Raw genomic sequence first — 21,347 nt, 5'->3', positions numbered from 1 at the left:
CCCGTGAACAGCCCCTTCGCCGAAGCCATCCTCAACGGCTCGCTCCTCCTCGCCATTCCGGTGGCGCTGCTGGCCGGACTGGTCTCCTTCCTGTCCCCGTGCGTCCTTCCGCTGGTTCCCGGCTACCTGGGATACGTCACGGGGTTGTCAGGGGTGGACCTGCAGAAGCAGAAGCGCGGCCGGATGCTGCTGGGCATAGGGCTGTTCGTGCTGGGCTTCTCCGTGATTTTCGTCCTCCTCGGCGGTGCGTTCGGCCAGCTGGGCAGCCTGATCGCCGGGCCGCAGAATGCCTGGATCACGCAGGTCCTGGGCATCCTGGTGATCGTTATGGGCGTGGTGTTTATGGGCGGGTTCAGCTGGTTGCAGCGGGACGCCAAGATCCACGCCAAGCCGCCGGCCGGGCTGTGGGGGGCGCCGCTCCTGGGCCTCACGTTCGGCCTGGGCTGGGCACCGTGCATCGGGCCCACTTACTCCGCGGTCCAGCTCCTGAGCCTTTCCGGCGGCTCGTCCGCCGCCAAGGGCGCGTTCCTGGCCTTCGTCTACAGCCTCGGCCTGGGGATCCCCTTCCTGCTGATTGCCCTGGCACTTCGGCGGGGCATGGGCGTCATGGCGTTCTTCCGCAAGCACCGGCTGGCAATCCAGCGCATTGGCGGCGGCATCCTGGTGGTCCTCGGGCTGCTGATGGCCAGCGGCATCTGGGGCACCTGGGTCACCGGGCTGCAGTACTGGTTCCAAACCGATGTGAAGTTGCCGATCTGATGAGCGAGCGCGTGAACGTAGAAAAGAAAACTTCCGTCCCGGCCGGTGGCAATGAGCCCGGCGCCAGGATATCAGAGGCCAAGGCGGAAGCGGCATTGCCTGCGCTGGGGCCGATGGGCATGCTCCGCTGGGCCTGGACCCAGCTGACCAGCATGCGCACAGCGCTGTTCCTGCTGCTGCTCCTCGCCGTCGCTGCGGTCCCGGGCTCGCTGTTCCCGCAGCGCCCGGCCAACCCGTCCGTGGTCACCCAGTACATCAAGGACAACCCGGATTACGGCAAGCTGCTGGACACCCTGCAGCTGTACGACGTCTACTCCTCGGCCTGGTTCTCGGCCATCTACCTGTTGCTGTTCATCTCCCTCATCGGCTGTGTGGTGCCCCGGGCCATCGCCCACTACAAGGCGATGCGGTCCCAGCCCCCGCGGACGCCCAAGCGCCTGTCCCGCCTCCCCGAGTACGGCACCCTGGTCATTCCGTCCGACGCCGGGATCCCGGCGTCGGACGCCATCACCAGTGCCGCGGCGGTGCTGAAGAAGCGCGGCTACCGCGTGGAGGTCCGGGACAGCGGCGGAGAACGTCCCTCGTTGGGCGCTGAGCGCGGCTTCACAAAGGAAGTGGGGAACCTGGTGTTCCACACGTCTTTGATCGGGGTGCTGGTGTCCGTGGCCATCGGCGGACTGTTCGGCTATAGCGGCCAGCGGATCCTCGTGGAGGGTGACACGTTCGTGAACACACTGGTGGGCTACGACCAGTTCACGCCCGGCACCAACTTCGAGTCCGGCCAGCTGCAGCCCTACTCCGTGCAGCTGGACAAGTTCGACATCACCTTTGACCGGGAGTCGGAGGGCAAGTTCGGCCAGCCCATCGACTTCTCCGCCGCCGTGACCACCAAGGAGAACCCTGACGCTCCAGCGCAGAAGGAAATCCTGAAGGTTAACGACCCCATCACCCTGGGCGGCACCAGCATCTACCTCACCGGCAACGGGTACGCTCCCGTGGTGACCATTCGGGATGGCGACGGAAACGTGGCCATGCAGGGGCCGGTGGTAGCCAAGCTGCAGGGGGACAACTACTACTCCTCAGTGGTCATCAAGGTTCCCGATGCCAAGCCGGACCAGCTGGGCTTCGGCGGCTTCTTCCTGCCCACGGCCTTCGTTTCGAACGAGGGGGTGTCCTTCAGCGGCGACCCCGACCTCTTCAACCCGCAGCTGACGCTGAACTCCTACTACGGGGACCTGGGCCTGGACGATGGCGCCCCGCAGAACGTCTTCGAGCTGGATGTGCAGGACCTGACTCCGCTGAACGCGAGAAACCTGGACGCCGGCGGCATCACCCTGGGCCCTGGCAGCAGCTACACGCTGCCCGACGGCAAGGGCACCATCAGCTTCGACGGCGTGAAGCGGTACATCGGCGTGGACATCCACCACAACCCCGGCCAGCTCTACGCCCTGATTTTTGCGCTCCTCGCGGTGGCCGGCCTGATCCTCTCCCTCTACGTCAACCGCCGCCGCGTCTGGGTCCGCACGGGCACCCACGCAGACGGCCGCACCATGGTGGAGTACGGGCTCCTGGCCCGCGGTGAGGACCACCGCCTCGCCGCTGAAGCCGAAGCCGTCCGGAACCTGCTGTCCGGGGAATGGCAGCTCGACGCAGATGCGGCCGGGCCGGAACCCTCCCAGCAAACACCCAGCCGCGAGCAGGACAATTACCCCGGCGCCGCCACCACTACAGGCTCAGTCACCACCCCAGCAGGCCCCACCGGGCCCGAAAAGGACTAGTAATGCCGTACGGAATCAACGAAACCATGGGCCAGTACAGCGAGCTCTTTATGCTGCTCGCTGCAGGCACGTACACGGTGGCTTTCATAGCTTTCGCCTGGGACTTGGCCAAAAGCAGCAGGGCCCTGCGCGCCATCGACCTCAAGGCCGCGCAGGCGGAAGACCCGGCCCGGGTGCCCGTAGGGGCCCGGGCGGGAGCACGCAGCGAGTCGCACCTCGCCGGGCCGGCGGGCAGGGCTGAACGGCCGTCGTCGTCCGCCTCCCCGTCAGCAGGGAACGGGGCCGGGGGAGCCATCACCGCCGACGGCGACATGAAGTACGCTGCCGAACGGCGCGCTCCCGCCCGGGTGGCGGTAGCCCTGACAGTCCTGGGTGCGCTGATCCACGGCGCAGGCGTGCTGACCCGCGCGCTGGGCGCGGGACGGGTGCCCTGGGGCAACATGTACGAGTTCCTCACTACCGGTGCCTTCGTTGCCGTGGCCGTGTTCCTGCTGGTGCTGATCCGCCGCGACCTGCGCTTCCTCGGCACGTTTGTGGTGGGGCTGGTCATTATTATGCTGGTGGCCGCTTCCGTGGCGTACTGGACCCCCGTTGGCCACCTGGTTCCCGCCCTGCAGAGTTACTGGCTGATCATCCACGTGTCCATCGCCGTGCTCTCCTCGGCCCTGTTCACGCTGACGTTCGCGATGTCAGCGCTGCAGCTGGTCCAGGCGCGCCGGCTGAAGACCGTCGCCGCCGGCGGTACGGACAAGCTCGGCTTCATGCGCCTGGTGCCGTCCGCGCTGAGCCTGGAGAACCTCTCCTACCGCATCAACGCCATCGCGTTCATTGGATGGACCTTCACGCTGATGTTCGGCGCCATCTGGGCCGAGAAAGCCTGGGGCCGGTTTTGGGGCTGGGACACCAAGGAAGTGTGGACGTTTGTTATCTGGGTTGTCTATGCCGGCTACCTGCACGCCCGCGCAACCCGCGGCTGGACAGGAACGCGCGCGGCATGGCTGTCGATCGTTGGCTACCTCTGCGTCATCTTCAACTTCACCATCGTTAACCAGTTCTTCAACGGCCTCCACTCGTATTCGGGCCTCTGAGCAGGGGTTTCTTCTTAGCACCCGCAGTACTGCGGCCAAATAACAATTCGGTGTAGCAATGGGGGTATTCGCGGTCCCGGCCGTGATGCTACCTTGGTGACGTGCGCCCGTGATGAAGCTTGCTGGCGACCACGAGTTTTGCTGAGGTACCCATGAGCTACGTTCTCGCCATTGATGTGGGGACCAGTTTCACGGCGGCCGCTGTTGTCCGTTTTCATGACGGAGCCGCGCCGGTTCCGGAGTGCCTGCCGCTGGGCCTTCGGGGATCAGCTGTGCCGTCTGTGGTGTATTACCCGGAGGAAGGCCCCGTCCTGGTGGGGGAGGCCGCGGAACGCCGCGGGCTCGATTCCCCCGGGCGCGTAGTTCGTGAGTTCAAGCGCCGGGTGGGCGACGCCGTGCCCATCTCTGTAGGCATGCTGTCCCTTCCACCCGAGGACGTCTTCGCCACCATGGCCCGGTGGGTGGCAGACCGGGCAACCGAGCGCGAGGCTGAGCCGCCGTCGGAAATCATCCTGACCCATCCCGCCGCATGGGGCACCCACAGGACCTCCCTCATAAAGGACGCCCTTGCCGCAACCGGACTTGGGAAAGTCACCCTGCTGACCGAACCGGAAGCCGCCGCCCTGCATTATGCCTCGCAGGTGCGGGTGGAGACCGGCAGTACCATCGCCGTCTACGACCTCGGCGGCGGGACCTTCGATACTGCTGTTCTCCGCAAAACTGCCGGCAACCGGTTCGAACTGCTGGGGCGCCCGGAGGGCTTTGAAGACCTGGGCGGCGCCGACTTTGATGCCGCCCTTTTCCGTTACGTGGCTGAAAACACCGGTGGGGCACTGGCCGGGCTGGACACTGCCGAGCCTGGAGTGCTCGCCGCACTGGCCCGGCTGCGACGGGAGTGCGTGGAAGCCAAGGAAGCGCTCTCCTCCGACAGCGAGGCGAGCATCTCCGTGCTCCTGCCAGGCATCCAGCAGCAGGTCCGCCTGGTCCGCCCCGAATTCGAGTCACTGATCGAGGAACACATCCGGGACACGGTGGACGCGCTGGAACAGTCGCTGGGGCAGCTGGAGTTGGAGCCCCCGGATCTCACAGCTGTGTTGCTCATTGGCGGATCTTCCCGGATTCCCCTCGTTGCACAGCTGATCTCGGAGCAGCTTGACAGGCCCATCGCCGTGGATGCCGACCCCAAATCGTCAATCTGCCTTGGCGCCGCCGTTTCCGCAGTGCTGGGACAGCCCACCCCCGCTGAGGCTTCTGCCGCAGTGGATCCCGGTGCAGCCGGCACAGATGGTGAGAGCGGACAAAGTCCTGCCCTGAAAAGTGGGCAGGTACCTGTTCGGGTGGCCTCCTGGTCACGAAACACCACCACGGCGCCACGCTCCGCCACGGCAGCGGCCCGCGCGCCAAGCTCCAGGGAGAGGGGCGGAGCGCACGCGCCGAAACCGAGGGTGCGGCTCACTGCTATCGCGGCTACCGCTGCCCTATTCACGGTTCTTAGCGCCACCGCCGCCCAAAGTCCGGAAGGATTCAGCGGCCTGACATCTGTGTTCGTCCCGCCGGCTGGGGCTTCGGACTCCTTGGAGACACTTCCGCCCACAGGAACCGGCGGCAGTGGGACCGGCTCCGCGGCCGCAGCTGCGGGGGATGCCCGGCTGCCAGTGACAGGCATCGAGGCCAGCGTGAAGGAGGGTGACTCCTCCCAGACGGCAGGCCTCGAGTTGGAGGCGGGGGCCACCAGCGGGTTGTCGGCTGTTGCGGCTATTAACAACGGTGCTTCCGCCGAAACCTCCGCCGGCGGTGCAGCTCCGGCTGCCGTCGCTGAGGGCAACGGGGCAACAGTAACTGCGCCAGCGACCGGAGGTACGACGACCACACCCTCGGGCACGGCGACCGCCGGCGGAACGCCGTCCGGCAGTCCGTCCGAAACCTCGTCTGCCACTCCCTCTGAAACCTCGTCTGCCACTCCGTCTGGCACCTCGTCCGGAAGTCCCTCCGAAACGCCGTCCGAAAACTCGACCGGCAGCCCGACCGGAACGGCGACCGGCAACCCGACCGGAACGGCATCCCGAAGAGCGACCGGCAGCCCGACCGGAACAGCGACCGGCAACCCGAGCGGAACGGCAAGTGCTACTTCTACAGACAAAGCAATGACGGCGCCGCCGGTAACGGACGGTTCGCCTTCGCCGGCGGTTCAGGATCCGCCGTCGCCAACGGGTGACCCTTCCCCGTTGCCATTGCTGGAGGAGTTCCCAGGCTCCGGCCAGACCTTCACGGCCTCGGCCACGACCACGACGCCGGCGGCCTAAGATGGTCAGCTATCAGTCGCACGCACAAAAGCCCGCCTTTCGTCCTCCGACGCAGGACCACCAGGGACCTGCACCCCACAGTGCAGAGCCCCTGGCCAGCCAACTCGAGGGCGAGAATGGAGCCGTCCGGGAACTGCTGTTGGCGTTGTCGGTAGGGTTTGCCCTGCCGGGACCGCTGCCCGCTGAGCTGCAGCGCAGGATCGACGGCGACGGGGCGGGCAGCCTTGATGCCCTGATGCAACGGGCAGAATCCGCTGGCCTCTTGACTCCTGATGGAACTGTCGCCGGCCCTGTACAGCATGAGCTGCTCACTGTCGCCCCCACAACTAAGGTGCATGCCCTCCAGCGGGAGCTCGTGACGGTTTACGTAGCGAACGGCCAGCCGTTGGGAGACCTCGCCCGGGAACTGGCCCGAGCCGGACTTGCCGATACGCGCGTGGCAGCGGAACTGGAGTGTTCCGGCGACAAGGCCCTTGAGCACGATCCCGGATTGGCGTACCAGCTTTACGATGAAGCCCTCCTGGCCGGCAGTGACGAGACAGCCACCGCGGCGCGGCGTGCCCAGGCGGCCGCTGCCAACGGCGACCTTGATACCGCTGCCCGCATTGTGGACACCCTCCTGGTACAGAAGGATCCGCCGGACGTGCGCCGTGCCGCCGACGTTGCTGCCGCCGTCTGGGCCCAGCGAGGCATGCTGGGCCGTGGGGCCGACGTCTACCGTTGGCTGGGACCCTCCCGGCTGGGCCCATCCGGACCCCTTGCTGCCGTTGCCCTGATTGGCTCCGGCAACCGGGCCGATGCGGAAGCCATCTTCCGCGCCGACGCACCACCGGCGTCCCCGACGCTGCTCGCAACCACCCTTTCGCAAACCGGCAAAGGCATCCTCCAGTCGCTTGCCGGCGACCCCCATCAGGGCCTCCAGATGCTCATCCATGCCTCGGACATGCTCAACGCAGCGGGTACCGTACTTCCCCTGCCCGAGACGCCGGCTGCGCTGGCAGCCCTGATGGCCCTGAACAGCGGGGAGCCGAACCTGGCGGAAACAATTTGCCGGTCAGCAGCTGCCGCTGGTCAGGGGGGCGATGCAGCCAAGCCAAGGCTGTTCCTGCTGAAAGCATGGTCAGCGATGATGCAGGACCGGCTCGATGACGCCCGGCTCTCCATCAATGAGGCATCGAAGGCGAACCATTGGCCGCTGGTGCCGCGGGACGAGTTCCTTTGTTCGGCATTGGAAGTGGGCATTGCCCGCCGTAACGGTGACGTTCCCGGGCTCATCAAGGCTTGGGAACGGGCGCGTGAAGCGACGCTCCACACGGCCGTAGACCTGTACAGCCTTCTGCCGTGGGGCGAGCTGATGATCGCAGCCGCCCGCCTTCGCGAGGGCCGCAGGGTCAGCCCTTACCTTGATGAGGCATGGAACTTGCTGGAGCGCCTCGGAGATCCGCCGCTGTGGGCCGTACCATTCCACTGGTCGGCAGTCCAGGCAGCCCTTCTGAACGAGCGGCCCGCCGACCTGGCACCGCATGCCGCGGCGTTGGCCCGCGCCGCAGGGCAAAGCCACATCGCCGCCGTATTCGCGGCGGCCGGGAGAGCCTGGGTAACCGTGCTGGCCGAGCGGTTCCATCCTGACGATGTCGAGACGGCGGCGCGGGGCCTGGGCGGCGTGGGAATGCGTTGGGAAGGAGCCAGGCTTGCCGGCCACGCGGCAGCCCGGTCGGATGACCGCAAAGACATGGTGCGCCTGCTGTCCTGCGCCCGGGACCTCCACCCGCAGGCCAGTTCGGCTGGCACGGGTGCATCCGTGCCAGCCGAATCCCGCAATGCTCCCGCCGCCGATACGGGTAACACGATGCATCCGGATGGCGCAGGGCTTAGCGAACGGGAAAAAGAAGTCGCCAGGCTGGTGCTTGATGGCAAGACGTACCGTGAAATTGGCGAAGCCATTTACATCTCCCCCCGGACCGCGGAGCACCACATCGCCCGGATGCGGCGCCGGCTGGGTGCTGAAAACCGTTCGGATCTGCTGGCTAAGCTGCGGGTTGCCTTGGGCCCGGAAAGTCAAGCCGATGACTAGCCCCTAACGCCCCAAAGAGGTTCGGTGTCGGTTCCCCACGAGGGCGACCACCGGTTAGGGGAACCGCCCCGATGCCCCGTCCCCGGCAGCAACAGTACGTTTGATCCAGGCTCGACATCCAGGCCGGAGAATCGGACAACAGAAAAGATTTGAGGACCAGCACATGACAGTCGCAAAGGATGTCGTCCAGTTCCTAATGAACCTCTTCGGTGACCGCCAGGCGGCGCAGGACTTCCTGGATGATCCCGAAGGCGTGCTGGAGAACCACGGCCTGGCCGGTGTCCGTTCCGCGGATGTTGATGCCGCGATGCCAGTCGTCCTGGATTACGCTCCCATCAGCGTCAATGCATCCCGCTTCGACCAGCAGTACAACCCCGGCGGCAACGACGCCAGCACCGGCCTTGCCGGCGGTGGCTGGACTCCGCCTCCCGGTGCCGGCGGGCACGATGACCACGGACACGCGGTGGAGCAGCTTCATCACGTAGTAGCCAATTACTCCTACCCTTCCGCGGGAGATGACCGCGGCGCCGTCATGGACCAGTCCGTGAGCCAAAACATCTGGGCGGACGGCGACGTTGAGCAATGGTTCGACAGTGACTCGCTTGCCTTCGACAGCCCTGCCCCCGGTGTTGGAAGCGACATGGGCTTCGCCGATACCAGGATCGACAACCTGTTCGACTTTGGCGTTGCCACTGATGCCCACGCGGAGAATACGGGCCACACCACCAGCCCATCCATCTCCATCAGTGATTCCTTTAGCGAGGACACGGCCGCATACTTCGATAACGAGCCCAACTTCACCCAGGAAGACCCGGTCCTCAGCGATGTCGACGACGCCGCTGACGCTGAGGAGACGGAGGACCATTTGGAGTTTGATGCCTAGGAGCCGGTTCAGGTGCTATAACCGATCTGAGGCATAAGGCAAAGGACTGGCTGTGGCAGAAACTGGACCGGCAAACCCATTGACAGCGGTGACGGCTGGGCAGCTGATCCAACTTGTGGAGCACGGCCTTCAACTCGTCGGCACTGGAGACCGGGAGGATCTCAAAAAACGCCTCGACCTGACCCTGGGGAGGCTTAGGGATCCCAGCATCCGGGTCATCGTGGTGGGTGAGTTCAAGCAGGGCAAGAGCAAGCTCATCAATGCCTTGGTCGGCGCACCGGCATGCCCTGTTGACGACGACATCGCTACCTCGGTGCCCACGGTTGTCCGCTACGGGGATCCGGCGTCGGCAGCGGTCCTGACCCCCAAAGCAGACGCGGACCCTGGCGACGACGGCAACGCTGAGCGCCAGCCAATCCCTATCGCCGAGCTCCCGGCCTATGTTTCCGAAAAGGGGAACCCCGGGAACAGCAAGAAACTCTTGGCTGCCGAAATATGCCTGCCCCGCAAGATCCTGGCCGGCGGACTTAGCGTCATCGATTCACCAGGTGTGGGGGGCATGGGGTCGGCCCACACCCTGGCCACCCTCACGGCACTGCCCACGGCTGATGCGATGCTCCTGGTTTCGGACGCCTCGCAGGAGTACACCGAACCGGAGCTGCGCTTCCTCCGCCAGGCCATGCGGATCACCCCCAACGTTGTGGGGGTACTGACCAAAACCGACCTTTACCCCGACTGGCGGCGGGTTGAAGAGATGGACCGATGCCACCTCAGCACGGTCGCCGCCGATATTCCGCTGTTTCCCGTGTCCTCCGACCTCCGCCTCGAAGCAGCACGGCTGCAGGACAGTGAACTGAACGTTGAATCAGGCTTCCCTGAATTAATTGCCTACCTTCGCAACGGGATCGTGGGGCAGGCGCAGCGCATCCAGGGCCGCTCGGTCAGCCAGGACCTGCTGGGGGTCACCGAAAACCTGCGCCTTTCCCTGCAATCTGAGCTTGCAGCACTCGAAAACCCTGAAGGCACCCCCCAGATGATAGCGGAGCTGGAGCTGGCAAAGGCAGAAGCGGATGACCTGCGGAAACGCTCGGCACGCTGGCAAATCACGCTCAACGACGGCGTCAGCGACCTGATCGCCGACATGGAGTACGATCTCCGCAACCGCCTTCGCCAAGTCCAACGCGAAGCCGAAACAGCCATCGAGCAGGAGGACCCGGGGCCCGTCTGGGCGGAGTTTTCGCAGTGGCTGGAGGAATGTGTTGCCGCCGCCATTTCTGACACCTTCGTTTTAACCAGCGAGCGGGCGGAATGGCTGGCTGCCCAGGTGGCTGAACACTTCGCGGCAGAGGAAGCGAGGTTGCCGGTGATGCACGCCTCCAATTCGGTAGACCTGATAAATCCCGTGGATGCGATGCCCGGAATGGATTCAGGACACGTGAATCCGGTGCAAAAGGTGCTGATCGGCATGCGCGGGTCCTACGGCGGGGTGCTCATGTTCGGGCTCCTGACCGGGATCTTCGGTATGGCACTCATCAACCCGCTCTCTTTGGGCGCCGGCCTACTGCTGGGACGCAAGGCTTACCGCGAAGATAAGGAAGCGCGGCTCAAGCGCCGGCAGGTTGAAGCCAAGGCCCTGGTCAGGCGGCAGCTCGATGACGTTACCTTCCAGGTTGGCAAGCAACTGAAGGACCGGCTGCGGCTGGTGCAGCGCACTATCCGCGACCACTTCACCGAGATAGCGGACGAGCATCACCGCTCCCTCGCCGATTCTGTCTCGGCGGCACAGAAGGCCGCCAACACCTACGCTCTGGAGAAGGGCGCCCGCATCAGGGACATCACGGCTGAGCTCAAGAAGGTGGATGCCCTCTACCGCGCGGCGGAAGCAGTTGCTGCAGAAGTATCGGATGCCGCAAACAGGACTCATCAGGGCGCACAATGAATCGCTCAACAATTGCGGGAGCCGTGGACCTGGTCCAGGAGGCATTGAAAGTCTACGGCGATGATCCCGCAAGCGCCGCAGTTCTCGAAGGATTTGCCCGGAGGCTCGAGGAGCCGTTGCGCATTGCGATTGCCGGCATGGTGAAAGCCGGCAAGTCCACCCTGCTCAACGCGATAATCGGCGAGGAAATAGCGCCCACAGACACGGGCGAATGTACCCGGATCATCACGTGGTATCGGCACGGGCACACTCCACGGATCACCTTGTATCCACTGGACGGCAAGCCCCGGATTTTGCCGCTCAAACGCGTGGATGGCCGGCTTGTGTTCGTGCTGGGGGAGGTGCAGGCCAGGGATGTGGACCGGCTGGACGTGGAATGGCCGTCGCCGGCGCTGCGGAACATGACCCTGATCGATACCCCCGGTATCGCTTCACTGTCCGAAGATGTGTCTGCCCGCTCCACCACCTTCCTGGCCCCAGCGGATACGCAGTCGGAAGCGGACGCGATCATCTACCTCATGCGCCACATGCACGCCGCCGACCTGCGGTTCCTCGAATCCTTCCGCGACACGGAAGCGGGACGCTCGGGCACGGTCAACGCAATAGCGGTCCTCGCGAGGGCCGATGAAGTGGGTGGGGGCCGCATCGATTCGCTGCTTTCCGCAGGAGAGATTGCGGACAGGTACCGTCATGACCATAACCTGCGGAAGCTCGCACTGGGAGTGGTGCCGGTGGCTGGCCTCCTTGCCCAGAGCGCCCGGACAATGCGGCAGCAGGACTTCGCCGCACTTCAACTGCTGGCGGGACTGGACCGCGCAGACCGCGAAAAGATGTTGCTCTCGGCTGACAGGTTCCTTCGGTCCACCATTCCGGAAGGGCTGAGTGCGGAGTCCAGGGCCTCCCTGCTGGAGAAATACGGGCTGTTCGGCATCCGGCTGGCCGTCGTCCTGATCCCCAATGGATTCAACGAACCCACCCCGTTGGCGCACGAGCTCGCGAGGCGCAGCGGCCTGGATCCGTTGCTGGACCTGTTGGACCGCCAATTCCAGGCGCGTGCCGAGGCATTGAAGGCCCGGACTGCCCTGGTGGGAGTGGAATCGCTGCTGCGCACTTCCCCCCGCCCGGGGACCGGGCACCTGGCCGCAGACCTGGAGCGGCTTCAGGCCAACGCGCATGAGTTCAGGGAACTGAGGCTGCTCGCTACACTTCGGACCACGGGCGTGCCGCTCAGCCCCGAACTGGCTGCGGAGGCTGAGGGCCTGCTCGGCGGCTGGGGCGCAGCGTCATACGCTCGCCTGGGGCTGGATGCAGACACGACGCCGGGCGAGCTCGCTGATGAGGCTCGCCGCCATCTGGTTCGATGGCGCGCCGTGGCCGAGAACCCGCTGACTGACCGTGCAGCCCTTGATGCCTGCCGGGTTGTCGTTCGCAGCTGCGAGGGTGTGCTGGCGGAATCGTCGGCCCGCCAACGCCAGCCAGCCTAACAACCCGCCTAACAACGGGGAGCCCGCCGGCTGCCCTTCAGCGATGCGCCCCTACTTCAGGCCGTCGGCATCGTGTTCGTCGGTCTCGTGCTTGTCCTTGCCGCTGCCCTTGCCGTCGTCCTTCGCCTTGGCATCCAGCTCATCCTTGAGCTTCTTGAGGCGCTCTGCTTCTGCCTGGTTGCGGCGGCGGGCTTCGAGGTTGCGGAGGAAGTCCGGATCATCGTCAGGCGCGGTGGGATGGCGCTGGCTCTGCTGCTGCGGGGAGCTGCCACGGGGCCGGCCGATCAGGAGCCAGAGAATGGCGCCGACCACTGGCAGGACGATCATGACAACGATCCAGGCTGGCTTGGAGATCCCTCGGGTGAGGCGTCCATCAGTGCGGATCACATCCACGAGGCCATACACAAAGATGACGAGGACTGCGACGGCCAAAGCCACACGGAGGAGCATGCCATTAAGTCTATCGTCAGGAGGCGCAGGGGCCTTGGGCGGGAGGCGGCTAAACTTGAATAGTGGCCTTTTTGAAATATTCCCTGATCCGCCTGGCTCTGTTCGCGCCCCTGTTTGTGGTTTTTATGCTCCTTCAGCTGGGCGTGCTGATGTCCGTGATCTGTGCAGCACTGATCGCTTTCGCCGTGAGCTACCTCTTCTTCCAGAAGCAGCGGGACGAGGCCGCAGCGGCCATCCACCACCGTTTCTCGGGCAAGGCAAAGCCGATCCGTTCAGCCAATGAAGTCCAGGACGCCCACGCGGAGGACACCCTCCTGGACGCCAACCCGGATGTCGCCATCAGCAATGACGCCAAGGACCCCAAGCGCAACAGTTTGTAGCGCAAGTCCCCCGGCGGCAAGAAGCCGCGCGGCCCCGGCAGTCCTAGAAGCCGTGGCTCAGCACCAAACCCAGTGAAAACAGCAGGCTGTAGCCGAGGTTGATCAGGCCGGTCTGCTTCAGGACCGGGATCAGGCTCTTGCGCTTGCGGCCGTTGATCATCAGCCATGCCGGCATGAGGCAGGCCGGGATCAGCAGCAGGACGATCAGCATCCACGGCCGCCCGGGGGCCAGGATCACCACCAGCATGATGGCTACGGCGAGCATCAGCACGTAGCTCTCCCGGGCATGCTTGTCGCCGAGCCGCACCGCGAGTGTCTTCTTGCCGGCCTGCATGTCGGTGGGGATATCGCGGACGTTGTTGGCCATCAGGAGCGCCGTGGCGATCAAGCCGGTGCCGATCGCGCCGATAATGGCCGGCAGGTTAATCTGCCCCGCCTGCGTGTAGGTAGTGCCCAGGGTGGCCACCAGCCCGAAGAACACAAACACAAAAACGTCGCCCAGGCCCATGTAGCCGTACGGGTTCTTGCCCCCCGTGTAGCCCCAGGCCGCCATCACGCAGCCGAGCCCCACCAGGATCAACCACCAGCTCTGCGTGATTACCACCAGGATCAGCCCGAAAACCATCGCGGCGGCAAAGGCACCAAAGGCGGCACGCTTCACGTGCTCGGGGCTGGCAGCGCCCGAGCCCACCAGGCGGAGCGGGCCCACACGGTCATCGTCCGTGCCGCGGATACCGTCCGAATAGTCGTTCGCGAAGTTCACGCCCACCTGGAGCAGGAGGGCCACCAGCGCCGCGAGGATGGCGTTGAAGAGCAGGAACGAATCCATTTCATAGGCGGCGGCGGAGCCGATCAGTACCGGCGCAATCGCGGCCGGCAGTGTTCGGAGTCGGGCGCCTTGGATCCATTGTGCGGCTGTGGCCACGGTCAGTACCTCGCGTTGTTGGGGAAGGCGGCAGGATGGGGGCCCGCCGGGTGGTGCAGGTCTACTTTACTTTCCCTGATGCAGGGCGTTGAGTTGGGCGGCCATGGCCAGGCGGTCTGGCTTGCCGTTGGGCAGCATCAGCAGGGAGGACGCCGCAAGGACTGTTTTCGGCGCAAGGATGCCCAGTGTCCGGTGCCACTCCTGTTCAAGGACGACGGCGTGGTCCCCGGTCCCTCCGGTTCCGGCTGGCTCCGCGGGCGCTGCGGTCCCTTCAGGCGGGGTGGCCAAGGCCACGTAAGCTGCCACGGCCTGGCCCCATTCCGCGGACGGTACGCCGGCCACAAAAGCGGCGGCGACGGCGTCGGACTTTTCCAGTTCCTCCTGAACGTGCGCGGCGGAAACCTTGATCCCGCCGGTGATAATCACGTCGTCGGCGCGGCCCAGGACGGTGAGCCGCCCGTCGTCGTCAATGCTGCCGAGGTCACTGGTGCGGTACCAGCGCACGCCGTCCTCCTCGAAGAAGGTGCTCCCGGCTTCATCCGGTGCTTCCAGGTAGCCCGCAGCGATCGTGTCGCCGCCCAGCAGGATGCGGCCGTCCTCTTCCACGCGCATGGACACCCCTTCCAGCGGGAAGCCGTCATAAACGCAGCCGCCGCAGGACTCGGCCGAACCGTAGGTGGTGATGACCCGGACGCCGGCATCCCTAGCGGCCGCCAGCAGCGAGGCGGGGGCGGGCGCGCCGCCCAGCAGGACGGCGTTGAAGCGCCGGAGGACCGCGAGGGTCTCCGGGGACGGCGCGTCAAGCAACCGTTGCAGCTGGGTGGGGACCAGCGAGGTGAAACGGATTTTGTCGGTCAGTTCCTGTGCGGCGGCCGTAAAGGCTTCGGGTGTAAACCCGCCGGACATGTCCATCACCCACGGGCGCGTGCCCGCGAACAGCGAACGGACCAGGACCTGGATTCCGGCCACGTACTGGACGGGCAGTGCCAGCAGCCACTGGCCCTCGCCCTTCAGGGCGAGCGCGGTGGCCATCGAGGAAGCGGCCAGGGATTCCACCGTCAGGACCGTGGCCTTGGGGGCGCCGGTGGAACCGGAGGTGCGCACCACGGCAACCGCATCATCGCAGCCGGGCGTTTCAAGGTGGCCCACAACCAGGGCACCGTCTTCACCCACGGAAAGTTCGACGGCGGGGCCCTCGCCGTGGAGGGCGGCTGCCAGCGCCTTCAGCGCCGGGTCGATGTCCAGGACGCCGCTTCCGGGCGTGCCTGCTCGGAGGGATCCGGTGTTCAGGATTTCATTACCTTGGGGATCGGTGTTCATCGAGCGTCCTGCCTTAGAAGTAGTGCGGGAAGCCGGACCAGTCCGGATCGCGTTTTTCCAGGAACGCTTCCTTGCCCTCCACCGCTTCGTCAGTCATGTAAGCCAGCCGGGTGGCTTCGCCGGCGAACACCTGCTGGCCCGCCAGGCCGTCGTCCGCGAGGTTGAAAGCGAACTTGAGCATCCGGATTGCCTGGGGCGACTGCCTGGCGATATCGGCGGCGTACTCCAGGGCAACCTCTTCGAGGCGTTCGTGGTCCACGGCCTCGTTGACGGCACCCATCCGAACCATGTCCTCCGCGGAGTATTCGCGGGCGAGGAAGAAGATTTCGCGGGCGGACTTCTGCCCGATCTGGCGCGCCAGCAGGGCCGAGCCGTACCCGGCGTCGAAGCTTCCGACCGTTGCGTCCGTCTGCTTGAACCTGCCGAACTGGCGTGAGGCGATGGTGAGGTCTGAGACGACGTGCAGGGAGTGCCCGCCGCCGGCTGCCCAGCCGTTGACTACGGCGATGACCACCTTGGGCATGGTGCGCATCAGCCGCTGGACTTCCAGGATGTGGAGCCGCCCGGCGCGCGCGGGATCGATGCTTTCCTGGGTCTCGCCGTTTGCATACCGATAGCCGTCCCGGCCCCTGATCCGCTGGTCCCCGCCGGAGCAGAACGAGTGCCCGCCGTCCTTGGGGGAGGGGCCGTTTCCGGTGAGCAGCACAGTGGCAACATCAGGAGACATCCGGGCGTGGTCCATCGCCCGGTACAGCTCATCAACGGTGCCGGGCCGGAAGGCATTGCGGACCTCGGGGCGGTTGAAGGCAATCCGCACCGTGGGCAGGTCGCGCACCCATTCGCCGTCGGAATCCCGCTCCACCTGCCGGTGATAGGTCATGTCCTGGAAGTCGTCGAAGCCGGACACAACACGCCAGCGGGTGGGATCGAAGACGTCGGACACCGAGGCGGGGATTTGGTTGCTCACCGTCCAAGTCTAGTAATCGGGGTCAGCTGATGCAGAACTCGTTGCCCTCAGGGTCCGCCATGGTGTGCCACGAATGTGGCCCCTGGCTGGCGCTCCAAAGGAAAGTGGCGCCCCGGGCCTCGAGTTCCCGGCGCACCTCGTCCTTGTCCCGCCCTGCCAAGTCAAGGTCCCAGTGCACGCGGTTCTTGACGGTCTTGCCTTCAGGGGCCGTCTGGAACAGGAGCCGCCTGGCCGGTGCTTTTGCCTCCAGTTCCTCCGGTGGGCGGATCGCACAGCCTTCCCGCCACACCAGCTTGCCGTTGTGCACCGTTGTCTGGTCCTCGGTGGCGAACCCCTGCTCGATCATGGAGCGGATGAAGCCCTCGTCCTGCGGTTCCACCGCCCATTCGAGCGATTCGGCCCACCAGTCGGCCAGGTAGTGCGGATCCCTGCAGTCGATGACAATCTGGATGTTCAGTCCCATCCCACCAAGGTACGGTGGCAGGTGCTCCTACGGTAGGTGCTGCGAGTTTCCGCGTGCGTGGCCCGGAGGATTTGTAGGGCGCAAAGTGGAGGCGGCGGACCAGCACGTCCAGGCGATGCTGGAAACCCACCACACCGAGTCCTCCTCCCAGCCACATCGGGCCGCCGACGCTGTCCCCGAAGCCCATCCATCGCCGTCGGACGTTCCCTTGGTCCAGTCCGGGGGCGAGCGCCGGAGCTGCTCGCGGCGCTCGCCCCGGCGCAGGCGTCACTGGGGAGCTGCGGCCTTTACCGCTTCCGGAGCGGGGCCTCCGTCACCACGGCGTTTGGCGGCTGCGACGACCTGGTTCCCGGTGTGGTGTCCGGGCTGGCCAGCAACCCCACGTTCCTCCGTTTCGGCAACGGCAACACGGTACTGCTCTCCGAGACAGTGGCGGCGAATTTCTACCTGCCCCTTCGCACCGAAAAGCGGCGGAAAGACGGAATCTACGCGCTCGAGCATGGGGGGCAAGTTCAGTGCCGGCATGGACTTCAGCAGCCGGCCCACCGTGGTGCACCGGTTGGACACGGAGATTGTGGTGGAGGCCAGGGCGACCAAACGCTCCTGAGCGTCGGGTTCGACGGCGCGGACACCTCCTTTGCCCTGAAACTCACCTTCCGGCCCGGGGGAGTGCTCGACGGCGTGCTGCCGCTGGGTTCACCTGACGCCTTCCAACTGGTGGAGGGGATGGGGCGCTACCGGGTGGGCTCGGAGGTTATCGAATTCGGTCCCGGCCTTCCTGCGGATCCGGACACACCACCGGCCTACAACCCCGGCGAGAACTACCGGTACCTTGCCGGGACGAATGCTTCAGAGGGGATAAAGGTGTTCATCACTGGCAGGACCAAAGGCAGGCAGGTCTTTTCGCTGCGGGCCCTCAGCCAGCAGTCCTCCTAGGCTGGCGCCTGGGATGACTGCTCAGGCCGGAACCTGCTGGAGCTGCTCGTAGAATTCCGGCGGAATGGCGTAGATGAACACCACCGCCAGCAGGTTTTTTGCTGCATGGACAAAGTAGGAGAACACCAGGTTCCTGCCGGTCCAGACGTAGACGAACACCAGCGTTGCCCCCATGGCCAGGTAGGGAAGCAGGACTGTGAGGGTGAGGGCTTCGCGGCCCACCACGTGCAGGGCGGCGAACAGGACCACGGACAACACGCAGCACACCCAGATGTTTACCCGTCGGCTCAGCTTGCCGATCAGGAGGTGGCGGAAGATGAATTCCTCCACGAACGGGCCCACCACCACCAGCAGCGGGACCATCAGCCACGCCGGAACCTGCTGCATCAAGGCCTGAAGTCCTGCCTGGTTCTCGGAGGTCTCCACACTGCCGCTGGCCGCCACCACGATGGCGGAGAGGATCATCATCGCAATTACGGCGGCCGGGACCATCAGTAACGTGAACCACGGGCGGGTGGCCAGTACCCGCAAGTCACGGCCCACCACCCGGCGGGCGGCGACGACAGCCAGTATGCCCACGACGGCATAGAAGAGCAGGTTCATCGCGTAGGAGGCGGCGGCAGGAGTGGGTGCCACCTGCCGCAGGACGGGTGCGATCAGTGGACCGGCCAGGACGAAAAAACCTGCAAGGCCTACGTAAAGGACAACAGCGATGAAATCCAGAGGCGAAAACCGGTAGAGCTGTGGCTGTGGTGCGGGTGGTATTCGGTGTGCGGTGGCCATGGTTTCAGCCTAGCTTCCCCCGACCTCCCTACTGGCGTTGCCGGGCGAATCGTGCTTCGCCTAGAATGTTCGGTATGCCTAAATTTCCATTTCGGTGCGCCAAAGTAGCCGCCCGAACCAGCCCCGTGCGGCGGGTAACGTCCCTCGCCGCCGCGGCAGCCGCCGTCGTGCTTTCCCTGCTGCTGACCGCCTGCGGAGGGGGTGCCGCCGGGAACGGCACCGACAGCAAGCCCGTGGTGCTGACAACCTTCACGGTGCTCGCTGACATCGCCCGGAACGTGGCCGGGGACAAGCTCACGGTTGAGTCGATCACCAAAGCCGGCGCCGAAATCCATGGCTACGAACCAACTCCCGGTGACATCCGGAAGGCATCGAAGGCTGATCTGATCCTGGACAACGGCCTGAACCTGGAAGCATGGTTCGGGCAGTTCGTCGAAGGCCTGGACGTCCCGCACGCCGTGGTGAGCGAGGGCGTGCAGGTGATGTCCATCAGCGAAGACTCCTACCAGGGCAAGCCCAACCCGCACGCGTGGATGTCGCCGGTGAACGTGCAGATCTACGTGGACAACATGGTGAAGGCATTCAGCAAGCTGGACCCGGACAACGCCGGGGCCTTCAAGGCCAACGGCGACGCGTACAAGGCTGAGCTGCAGGCTGTGCAGGACCAGATGAAGTCCAGCCTCGCAGGTGTCCCGGAAACGCAGCGGGCCCTGGTCACCTGTGAAGGCGCCTTCTCCTACCTGGCCCGTGACGCCGGGCTGACCGAGGTCTACATCTGGGCCGTCAACGCCGAGCAGCAGGCAACGCCGCAACAGATCACCCGGGCCATCGAGTACGTCAAAGCGAATCGGGTCCCGGCCGTCTTCTGTGAGTCAACTGTTTCCGACGCCCCCATGCAGCAGGTGGTGGGCGCTACCGGAGCCGCGTTCGGCGGGACCCTCTACGTCGATTCACTTTCCGAGGCGGACGGACCGGTGCCCACCTATCTGGACCTCATCCGGCACGACGCCGACGTCATCACCAAGGCGCTCGCGGGGGCAACAACCGGAGCAGGGTCATGACTTCCCCGGCAATTCTCGTGGAGAACGTCACCGTCCATTACGGCGAGGTCCGGGCGCTGGATGCAGCAACCCTGACCCTTGAGCCCGCCCGCATATGTGGCTTGGTGGGAATGAACGGCTCCGGCAAGTCCACGCTGTTCAAGGTGATCATGGGAATGATCAGGCCCGACGCCGGCACGGTACGCATCAACGGACAGTCGCCGTCGAGGGCACGCAAGGAAGGCGGCATTGGCTACGTGCCGCAGAGCGAAGATGTTGACTGGCAGTTTCCGCTGTCCGTGCGCGACGTGGTGATGATGGGCCGCTACGGCCATCAGGGCTTTACCCGCCGTGCGTCCAAGGCTGACCGCGCCGCCGTCGATGAAGCACTGGACCGGGTGGAACTGGGACCCTATGCGGGCCGGCAGATCGGCCAGCTCTCCGGCGGCCAGAAGAAACGCGCCTTCGTGGCCCGCGGCATCGCACAGGGAGCCACCACCATGCTCCTGGACGAACCCTTCGCTGGTGTGGACAAGAGGTCCGAGGCAACCATCACCCGCCTCCTGCGGGAGCTTGCCTCGGACGGCTGCTCCATCCTGGTATCCACGCACGATCTGCATGCCCTGCCGCAGCTGTGCGACGAAGCCGTGCTGCTGATGCACAAAGTACTGATGCACGGCCCGCCGGACGTTGTGCTGCAGCCCGAAAACCTGGCCATGGCGTTCGGGCTGGACGTGCTGGAGCGGGACCAGCCTGACACGAAGGTTTCGGGCTCCAGGACCCTGGACGGCAAGCGGGTGAACCACTGATGGAAATACTCCTCGAACCGCTGGGCTATGACTTCATGGTCCGGGCGCTGGTCACCACCGCCCTGGCCGCGGTTGTCTGTGCCGTGCTGAGCTGCTGGCTGGTGCTGATCGGCTGGTCGCTGATGGGCGATGCCGTGTCCCACGCCGTGCTGCCCGGAGTGGTGCTGGCGTACATCGTGGGCGCGCCGTTTGCGCTGGGCGCGTTGGTGTTCGCCCTGATTGCCGTGACGTTGATCGGGGTGGTCCGCAACACGAGCCGTGTCAAGGAGGACGCCGCGATCGGCATCGTGTTTTCCTCGCTGTTCGCCCTGGGCCTGGTGCTGATCTCGGTGACGCCCAGCCAGACAGACCTGAACCACATCATCTTCGGCAACCTGCTCGGCGTCAGTGTTCCGGACCTGATCCAGGTCCTGGTGCTGGGAGTGGTGGCGTTTGTCATCCTCATCCTCAAACGGCGGGACCTCACCCTCTACGCCTTCGACCCCACCCATGCCCACGCCATCGGACTCTCACCCCAACGCCTTGGCGCGCTGCTCCTGGGCCTGCTGGCCTTGACGTCCGTTGTGGCTCTTCAGACTGTGGGCGTGGTCCTGGTGGTGGCCATGCTGATCATCCCGGGAGCCACGGCCTACCTGCTGACTGACCGCTTCTCGAGGATGCTGGTGATTGCCCCCGTAATCTCCGCTGCGTGCTCCCTCGCCGGCATCTACCTCAGCTACTACTTGGACACGGCCTCCGGAGCCATGGTGGTCCTCACGCAGGGAGTGGTGTTCGCCGTCGTGTACCTCTTCAGCCCCAGGCAGGGGCTGATCGGTACCCGCCTGGCGAAGGCCCGCCGAAGGAAAGCCGCCGCGCTCGCCGCTGCTTGACGCGGCGCCCGGGTGCAGGCAGGCTGGAGCGATGAAGTCCTAACCCGGCAGGCCGGCCACGCCGGACTGTTCCCCAAAATCCAAGGCCGCCGTCGAG

Annotated in this window: 19 protein-coding genes; 13 read left to right on the top strand and 6 right to left on the bottom strand. The window is 65.4% G+C overall.

The annotated features are described in order from the left end of the window. Positions 1 to 3: 3 nt before the first annotated feature. From AC5RUQ_RS09860 to AC5RUQ_RS09825, 8 genes are all read left to right on the top strand, one after another. Positions 4 to 759 (top strand): cytochrome c biogenesis CcdA family protein, encoded by a 756-nt coding sequence (locus AC5RUQ_RS09860; protein ID WP_493947134.1) that lies wholly within the window; start codon positions 4 to 6, stop codon positions 757 to 759. Next, on the top strand, positions 759 to 2,537 hold the full coding sequence (gene resB, locus AC5RUQ_RS09855) for a cytochrome c biogenesis protein ResB (RefSeq protein ID WP_493947133.1): 1,779 nt from the start codon (positions 759 to 761) through the stop codon (positions 2,535 to 2,537). The genes AC5RUQ_RS09860 and resB overlap by 1 nt, the downstream gene beginning before the upstream one ends. A 2-nt stretch (positions 2,538 to 2,539) precedes the next feature. After that, a complete protein-coding gene (gene ccsB, locus AC5RUQ_RS09850; protein WP_493947132.1) occupies positions 2,540 to 3,625 on the top strand; it encodes a c-type cytochrome biogenesis protein CcsB in 1,086 nt (361 codons plus the stop codon). A 152-nt stretch (positions 3,626 to 3,777) separates the two neighbouring features. After that, positions 3,778 to 5,928, top strand: a complete 2,151-nt coding sequence (locus AC5RUQ_RS09845) for an Hsp70 family protein (protein ID WP_493947131.1) — start codon at positions 3,778 to 3,780, stop codon at positions 5,926 to 5,928. A 1-nt stretch (position 5,929) separates the two neighbouring features. After that, positions 5,930 to 8,002, top strand: coding sequence for a helix-turn-helix transcriptional regulator (locus tag AC5RUQ_RS09840; RefSeq protein ID WP_493947130.1), 2,073 nt, complete (start codon positions 5,930 to 5,932; stop codon positions 8,000 to 8,002). A 163-nt stretch (positions 8,003 to 8,165) separates the two neighbouring features. Beyond that, positions 8,166 to 8,885: an IniB N-terminal domain-containing protein gene (locus tag AC5RUQ_RS09835; protein ID WP_493947129.1), complete on the top strand. Its 720-nt coding sequence runs from the start codon at positions 8,166 to 8,168 to the stop codon at positions 8,883 to 8,885. 52 nt (positions 8,886 to 8,937) lie between these two features. Further along, positions 8,938 to 10,824, top strand: a complete 1,887-nt coding sequence (locus AC5RUQ_RS09830; RefSeq protein ID WP_493947127.1) for a dynamin family protein — start codon at positions 8,938 to 8,940, stop codon at positions 10,822 to 10,824. Continuing rightward, a complete protein-coding gene (locus AC5RUQ_RS09825; RefSeq protein ID WP_493947126.1) occupies positions 10,821 to 12,308 on the top strand; it encodes a dynamin family protein in 1,488 nt (495 codons plus the stop codon). The genes AC5RUQ_RS09830 and AC5RUQ_RS09825 overlap by 4 nt, the downstream gene beginning before the upstream one ends. Before the next feature lie 51 nt (positions 12,309 to 12,359). On the opposite strand, the gene AC5RUQ_RS09820 is transcribed toward AC5RUQ_RS09825, so the two are convergent. Beyond that, positions 12,360 to 12,758, bottom strand: coding sequence for a PLD nuclease N-terminal domain-containing protein (locus AC5RUQ_RS09820; protein ID WP_493947125.1), 399 nt, complete (start codon positions 12,756 to 12,758; stop codon positions 12,360 to 12,362). A gap of 62 nt (positions 12,759 to 12,820) precedes the next feature. Between AC5RUQ_RS09820 and AC5RUQ_RS09815 the strand changes: the two genes are divergently transcribed. After that, entirely contained in the window at positions 12,821 to 13,138 is a 318-nt protein-coding gene (locus AC5RUQ_RS09815) for a DUF4229 domain-containing protein (protein WP_493947123.1), read from the top strand. A 43-nt stretch (positions 13,139 to 13,181) separates the two neighbouring features. On the opposite strand, the gene AC5RUQ_RS09810 is transcribed toward AC5RUQ_RS09815, so the two are convergent. The 4 genes from AC5RUQ_RS09810 to AC5RUQ_RS09795 all read right to left on the bottom strand — a co-directional run bounded on the left by AC5RUQ_RS09810 (position 13,182) and on the right by AC5RUQ_RS09795 (position 16,813). Further along, a complete protein-coding gene (locus AC5RUQ_RS09810; protein WP_163166710.1) occupies positions 13,182 to 14,063 on the bottom strand; it encodes a 1,4-dihydroxy-2-naphthoate polyprenyltransferase in 882 nt (293 codons plus the stop codon). A 66-nt stretch (positions 14,064 to 14,129) separates the two neighbouring features. Further along, on the bottom strand, positions 14,130 to 15,308 hold the full coding sequence (locus AC5RUQ_RS09805; protein ID WP_493947199.1) for an AMP-binding protein: 1,179 nt from the start codon (positions 15,306 to 15,308) through the stop codon (positions 14,130 to 14,132). Between the two features lie 88 nt (positions 15,309 to 15,396). Then, positions 15,397 to 16,350 carry a 1,4-dihydroxy-2-naphthoyl-CoA synthase gene (locus AC5RUQ_RS09800; protein WP_493947122.1) on the bottom strand — a complete coding sequence of 318 codons (954 nt, stop codon included), beginning with the start codon at positions 16,348 to 16,350 and terminating at the stop codon, positions 15,397 to 15,399. A 22-nt stretch (positions 16,351 to 16,372) separates the two neighbouring features. Further along, a complete protein-coding gene (locus AC5RUQ_RS09795; protein ID WP_256250015.1) occupies positions 16,373 to 16,813 on the bottom strand; it encodes a VOC family protein in 441 nt (146 codons plus the stop codon). Positions 16,814 to 17,167: 354 nt separating this feature from the next. On the opposite strand from AC5RUQ_RS09795, the gene AC5RUQ_RS09790 reads away from it, so the two are divergent. Next, complete coding sequence (locus AC5RUQ_RS09790; protein WP_493947121.1) at positions 17,168 to 17,749, top strand: hypothetical protein; 582 nt, start codon at positions 17,168 to 17,170, stop codon at positions 17,747 to 17,749. Positions 17,750 to 17,770: 21 nt separating this feature from the next. Here AC5RUQ_RS09790 and AC5RUQ_RS09785 read toward each other — a convergent pair whose 3' ends face one another. Continuing rightward, positions 17,771 to 18,532, bottom strand: coding sequence for a CPBP family intramembrane glutamic endopeptidase (locus AC5RUQ_RS09785; protein ID WP_493947120.1), 762 nt, complete (start codon positions 18,530 to 18,532; stop codon positions 17,771 to 17,773). Positions 18,533 to 18,606: 74 nt separating this feature from the next. Here AC5RUQ_RS09785 and AC5RUQ_RS09780 point away from each other — a divergent pair, with 74 nt between their 5' ends. From AC5RUQ_RS09780 to AC5RUQ_RS09770, 3 genes are read left to right on the top strand one after another with little or no spacing between them, the layout of a single operon-like run. After that, the gene (locus AC5RUQ_RS09780) at positions 18,607 to 19,593 is read left to right on the top strand and encodes a metal ABC transporter substrate-binding protein (protein ID WP_493947119.1); all 987 of its coding nucleotides are present in this window, start codon (positions 18,607 to 18,609) and stop codon (positions 19,591 to 19,593) included. Beyond that, on the top strand, positions 19,590 to 20,381 hold the full coding sequence (locus AC5RUQ_RS09775) for a metal ABC transporter ATP-binding protein (RefSeq protein WP_493947118.1): 792 nt from the start codon (positions 19,590 to 19,592) through the stop codon (positions 20,379 to 20,381). Before AC5RUQ_RS09780 ends, AC5RUQ_RS09775 begins: the two co-directional genes overlap by 4 nt. Beyond that, positions 20,381 to 21,250, top strand: a complete 870-nt coding sequence (locus tag AC5RUQ_RS09770) for a metal ABC transporter permease (protein ID WP_493947117.1) — start codon at positions 20,381 to 20,383, stop codon at positions 21,248 to 21,250. Before AC5RUQ_RS09775 ends, AC5RUQ_RS09770 begins: the two co-directional genes overlap by 1 nt. Positions 21,251 to 21,347 lie beyond the last annotated feature (97 nt).

The sequence above is a fragment of the Arthrobacter sp. MDT2-3 genome (assembly GCF_059090465.1).
The sequence above is the reverse complement of the archived record's forward strand: the minus strand, read 5'-3'. Positions and strand labels throughout refer to the sequence as shown.